3 protein-coding genes are annotated in these 6,324 nt (G+C 44.0%); 2 read left to right on the top strand and 1 reads right to left on the bottom strand.

Annotated features, from left to right (window positions below; translation table 11 throughout):
• Window positions 1-546 precede the first annotated feature (546 nt).
• Window positions 547-4,989, top strand: a complete 4,443-nt coding sequence (locus tag RH85_RS14100; protein WP_006713374.1) for an SslE/AcfD family lipoprotein zinc metalloprotease — start codon at window positions 547-549, stop codon at window positions 4,987-4,989.
• A 123-nt stretch (window positions 4,990-5,112) separates the two neighbouring features.
• Here RH85_RS14100 and RH85_RS14095 read toward each other — a convergent pair whose 3' ends face one another.
• On the bottom strand, window positions 5,113-6,036 hold the full coding sequence (locus RH85_RS14095; RefSeq protein WP_006713373.1) for a cytosine permease: 924 nt from the start codon (window positions 6,034-6,036) through the stop codon (window positions 5,113-5,115).
• A gap of 101 nt (window positions 6,037-6,137) precedes the next feature.
• Between RH85_RS14095 and RH85_RS22385 the strand changes: the two genes are divergently transcribed.
• Window positions 6,138-6,324 (top strand): helix-turn-helix domain-containing protein (locus tag RH85_RS22385; RefSeq protein ID WP_138956484.1); only part of this gene is annotated, 187 nt, incomplete at its 3' end.

Genomic DNA, 6,324 nt, shown 5'->3' with positions numbered 1-6,324 from the left:
GTCGTCAAACAGTGCGATACGGTGATCCGTCAATTAATGGATCAAGAAGAGCTTGAAAAAGCCAATTACGAGCAGCTTTATCAAGACATCATGGCTACAAATTAACCCTCTCAGCCCTGCCCTTCGCAGGGCTGAATTTTCACCTCATATATCCTGTTACAACTTCCAGTCCAAAATTGACAAATAAAACACCATGCCCTGCTCTTTTTGTCAGTATCCCCTTACAAAACACCCTCACAACAAACAATTTAAATTGTCGAAACGGCAATGGGTATTAATTGGTTAAGAGTGTGCTACAGCTATAAAATTTCATTTAATTTAATTTAATACGTTACACTAAATTTCACTACCGATTAGCTGTGTCATTTTCAGCCACGCCGCGCAGTAAATTAGTCATATAAAACGTCAATGAACAGCCATGCCATTTGAATTTTCCTACCGCCATAGGAAGTCAATCGCATTGGCGAAAAACGCTTCCAACAATAGAAATACCCACGTTCATTTTGAATAGGTATTCGCAGTCTTTAAATAGAGAAACTAAAAGCAATGAGAAACAAGCTATTTTTAGCGACCATGGTGTCGTTAGCGCTCGCTGGGTGTAACGATGAAGACATCGTATTCACCAAACCTGACGAAGGTATTGAACCACCAACGGACGTCACTCCACCGACAGAAGTGGAACCACCAACCCTTTTTATCAGTACGCTTAAAGCATCGAGTAAAGTCATCACCGGTGACGTCGATTGTAATGGTAGCCGCATCGAAAACGGTCGCTTTGAAGTTCTGGAAGGGACATCTTTTGATTGTCGTTTTGACGGTATTATTTTAGGGGAATTCACAGCCCCAATCCCCAAGACGACCAGAAATATAGTCGCCAACGACAAAGTAGAGATGTCGTTTGATTTAGTATCGCTACAAGATGGCGGCAACGCGACGCAAGTTCTTCAATCGATCAACACGTGTAAATCTAGCAATAACATCTGCCTTAACGAGATCGACGCGATAGACATAAACGAAATCTATCAAAATCTTGACGATCAAGAGGCGGTGGATGTTTTCTTGAAATCGAAAGAGGAAGAGGCAACAGATGAAGTTGGCAAAGCGCCTAGCTCGCACGTAGATGACAAAGTCATACCTGCCGTTGACCCAGAAGCAGACAGCAACCTTAATGCTGACTTCGTCTCCGCTGATGCAGAATCTAGCTACGCTTACAAACCGAGCTCTGAAGGTAAAGTACTGACTCGCAGTAAGCTTATGGACGCCACTGGTAAAGTCATATCTGGTATCAGCTTCTTTTCTGCTAATGCCACAGGGATGACCGATGAAAACGGTGAATTTGAATACCTATGGGGCGACACCCTGACGTTTGGTATTGATACCTTTGAATTTGGTAAAATTACGGGCAATAAAATTGACTATAAGCTTACTGATGTATCTGACAACGCCGTAACTAAAGCAAATATTCAGGCACTCATTGAACGCTATGCGGACGCGAGTACTAATTCATATGTGATTACCAGCAAAATTCAAGATACCTTTGCTTTGTATCCAAATGTAATCAATGAATTAATCAATCTTTCGCTTCCAAACGGAGGCAAACTTGAAGGTTCAAATTTTGAACTGCCAAATGAGTTTGAAGCGCAATTTAACCATGGCCTCACGGCGGTAATTGACCAGACATTACACACCCCTGTCACTTTTAGAGATCGCTCTGCTCCACCGATGCTGCTATCAATGGACAGTGGTAAATATGTTACTGAATCTCTTAAGAAAATCTTCAAAAATGTTGAAAAATTCCACGTATTCAACGACAACGGCAGTTTTTATGGAGCAACGGGCTACACTCGTGGTATGCGTGCGCTAAACATTTCAAACCAAGCGTTCCCTATCATGATGCCTCGCGCAGATAAAAACCGTGAAATTCCATTCAATCAACCACAAGCATGGAATCGCGAAGGTCGTCCGTATATCGCTGAATGGCCTGGCATCAAAATGCCAGCGATCCCAACCGTAAGCGAAGACAACGCCACCTTTGGCTTCCCCTTTGTTACCGCTGGCACAATCGGCACAGGTAAAGTGGTATTCATGGGTAACGGCATGTATCCAAGCATTTTGTCATGCCCTGAAAACTATTGGAATAACCGCTCAGTCACTATCGATAGTCAAAACCTGTCATGTACATCCACACAGATTGAAAACCCTGTGCACGATGACAACGGCAGCATGCAACTCTTTTTCTCCAATCTGTTCAACTGGTTCAACGATAATAAGTCGACCGCAGGCATCAGAGTTGCGACCAATATCGACAAAGCCTATTTTGCTCATCACAATTCAGCTATGGGTATGGAGTACGATTTTTTCATCAGTCCTAGTTATAGTTTTGGTGAAGTGATTGAGCTAACAAAAGGTAGTTTCGATGGTATTTCAGCCACCGATACCCCTATCCTGATCCTACAAGCATACCTACCAAAATTAATCCAAGATGGTATGACAAACCAATTTGTTGCCGATTTAGATAATTCAAATCTAAGTCAAGACGACATCTCGGCTTTGATTAAGTACCTTAATGCTGGCGGCAACATTCTCTTTATGGATGCCATCCAAACAGCCAATCCGGAGCCTATTGGTCGCCTTGCCGATGCAGCCGGCGTCTCCATTGGCGGTGAGAACGTCACTCCAACTAACCAAGCTTTCTGTGGTAGCTCATACTACTGCCAAACTGTGCGCCCTAATTTACATGTTCGCGGCAGCAGTGAAATGGTTGTACTTGAACGCTTTCAGGATAATCAAGGCGAGCAGCCATTTACGGTAAAACAAGATGGCTCAGTAGAATGGATTAAAGATGAAACAAAAATCAAGTTCGAGATCCCAAGCTACCAAGTAGCCAAGCTAGACAGTGCCGGTAAACCCGTTATTAATAGTGATGGCTCCGCTGAAATGATCACTAAACAAGCTCGTATCTTCGTTAATTCTGCCGAAGAACGCCAAGCGGCAATCGTCGAGCTTCAAGCGGCCTTTAAAGGTACCCCATTATGTAAAAATGAGTACGAATGGGAATTTAACTGTATTGAAACCCGTACTGGTCACGGAAAAACCGTTCGCGGCAACTACCATAGAGCCTTCTTTGACCGCTACGAAGTTAGCCCTGAAGTCGTTGGTAGTATGGTGAAAGCAGCCAACCTAGGGACTAACTTTACCGCACTTTATAACCATGAAATTTATTACCGATCTAAAGGGACTCAAGGTACACGTCTTTCAACAGCGGAACTAAACCAAACCTATGACAACCTCTCTATTTGGATGTGGAACGATAACCCATACCGTTACACAACAGATGCTCAAGATGAGCTCGGATTCAAACAAGCGGTACAATTCTTAAACTGTTACACCAATGATCAACATCAAAATGATATCGATGCAGCAAAATGCCCTGCTGATTTAAAAGATTCACTCATCAGCAATAGCATGATTCATGGTGAAGGGGAGCTGCACGGCCAAATGAACCCAAGTTACCCGCTTAACTATATGGAAAAGCCATTGACGCGTATCATGCTGGGTCGTTCATTCTGGGATCAAGAAATCACTGTTGACACCACAATGTACCCAGGTCGCACACAAGGTAATGGTGAAGCAAGATCAGCAACAATCCAAACGACTGGTAAAGCCGTCTCTTATTCTGCTGGGAACAACCAGTCTACCGGTCTTTGGGCTCCGCAGCTACAAACGGTTGAGGTATCCGGCGGTGTTGCAGCGACGATTACCGTGATGTTTGCTGATGACCTGACAGGTAAACCAAACCACGAAAAGAGCTTAAAGCGCCCGCCACGTATGCAAAAAAGCTATATCTATGATGGTATTAGTCTGACTTTTAAGGCCCCTTATGGTGGTTTAATTTACATCCAGCCAAAAGAAACTGATTTAGAGACAGCAACCTTTCAATTAGATGGTGTTGAAATTGCGGCTTGGTGGAAAAATGGTAATTGGGTTGAAGGCCACCGACCTGAGGATTCAAGCGCACCAATTGCAGAAGTGGATACAGGGTCATTCATCTACACGACTCCAGTCAACAATATTAAATCGATTGATCTGGTTAAATTTGCAGCAGAAATGAACCGCTTTGCTGATGCGGCGAGTGATTTTTATGGCCGTGATGAAGTCACTGAGGATGGAACACATCGTCGCTTTACATACACAAAACTAAAAGAGTTCCGCCATCGCTTTGTAAACGACGTCCAGATCTCGATTGGCTCTGCTCACTCTGGTTACCCCGTAATGAACTCAAGCTTCAACGCTGATCGCACCAACGTTCCAACAAACGCGATCAACGACTGGCTGCTCTGGCATGAAGTTGGCCACAACCTTGCTTCTGCTCCCTTCTCTGCTGAAGGTAGTACAGAAGTAACGAATAACTTATTAGCGCTATACATGCAGGAGCTGGAAGGACGCAATGACAATCCAGAAATGGATCGTATAAAAATTGATATTCAAAAAGCGCCTGTTTGGTTAAGTAGTAATGATAAGCATGCTTGGTCTAATGGTGATGCTGGCATGCGCCTTGTTATGTTCGGCCAGTTAAAGATTTGGGCTAAGGCGAACTTTAACATTGACGATTGGAATCAACGAGCTGAAGTAGCTAAATCATCAATCTACGGCACTGATGAAGGGTGGAACATGTTCAAATTGATGCATCGCTTAGCTCGTAATAACCAAGATGCTATTGGCGAGAAGAACTACTGTAGCGCCTCTGAAACGGGCTTATCTGGTGGTGATTTAATGATGGTGTGTAGCTCTTACGTTGCAGGCCAAGATCTCAGTGATTTCTTTAAGGCTTGGAACGTCGGTGAAACATCAATGACGAACCCAGACGGCACTAAAGTCTACACTGGTGGTATCAGTGATGCTGGACTTAACAAGATCACAGAACTCAATCTGAAAAAGCCACTGAACAACCCGCTCAGCGTCGATTCTATTTACTATAGTAACCACTAATTTGTAGTGAATACAGTGGTCGTCACTGTGAAATAGCGAAGTGATTTAAGTAAAAACAAAAGGCCGATAGATAATTCTATCGGCCTTTTTTATATCAATGCAATTAACGGAGATTCAGCGGTTCTATTTAGATTCCACCGCAGCACCGACAGACTTGCCACGACACAATAATAAGTAACCTAAAGAGGCGACTAAAATCGAATCCAGTGATGGAATGCCTGTTAAGGTAAACATACCGTTAACGGTCGCAAAGCCAACCAAAGAACCCATACCCCAAGCGACAAACGTCATTGGTTTTACCGCCGCTTCAGTTTCCAGAAGAGACTCATCATAGCCTTGACGGCGATTCATAAAGAAATCGGCAATGTAGATGCCCGCGATAGGGGGTGTTGCAATACCCAAGAACAGTAAGAATGGAATAAACCACGCCATAATATCCATACTGCCAAGAATGGTCGCTAACACACCCAACGCGATGGTGATCTTCCATTTAGGGATTTTGCTTAGAAGCGTCGAAACCACGAGTGTCCCTTGGAACATGTTGCCAGCATTGCCAGTTACACAAGCAAACACCAATAACACCGCCGCTGGTAATGTTGTACCAATAATCGCCATTGCACCAAGCAGTGAGCCTTCTGACGTCAAAGAGCTAGGAACAGCACCAACAAAAAAGAGGACTGGGTAAGCCAAACCAAAGGTGAGAACACCAGCAATCAACGCATGCTTACGGTTATGGACAAAGCTACCAAAATCTGGCGACGTCGCAACCAAGACAATAATCGTCCCCACGACTGAAGATACCGCAGCACCAAATGGCAGTTGCTCAAGTTTCTCGGTTGCAACAACATCACTGCCAGTGGCAACAAACAACACCACAAACATAAGCACCACAATCACAGGTACGGCAACTTTCGACACTTTACCCAGCATTTCAAAACCGAATGCAGTGGAAGCAACGAAAATGACACAGCCAATCGCAACCAGTACCGGCACAGGGACTGACAGGCCAAAGCCTGACAAGACATCATGAACACTGTGACCAAACATGTTTGCCGTCTTGGATTCAAGTACGAAGTGCGACACCACTGAACAATAAAACAGTGAGATGCGATAATCATGAATTTGCTCCCGCCAAGAAGTGAAAAACCATGAGATATACGCACCTCACTGAGATAGAAAGGTATATGATTTCTGCTCTGAGAAAGCAAGGAATTAGTGTCGATAAAATCGCCACACAACTAGGTCGTCACAGATGTACTATTTATCGTGAATTCCAACGGAACTCGCGATACAACGCATACCGACCAAACCCGTCTTACCGGTGTTTTTCAAGAC

This window comes from Vibrio ichthyoenteri ATCC 700023 (genome assembly GCF_000222605.1).
In the GTDB taxonomy this organism is placed as follows: domain Bacteria; phylum Pseudomonadota; class Gammaproteobacteria; order Enterobacterales; family Vibrionaceae; genus Vibrio; species Vibrio ichthyoenteri.
The sequence above is the reverse complement of the archived record's forward strand: the minus strand, read 5'-3'. Positions and strand labels throughout refer to the sequence as shown.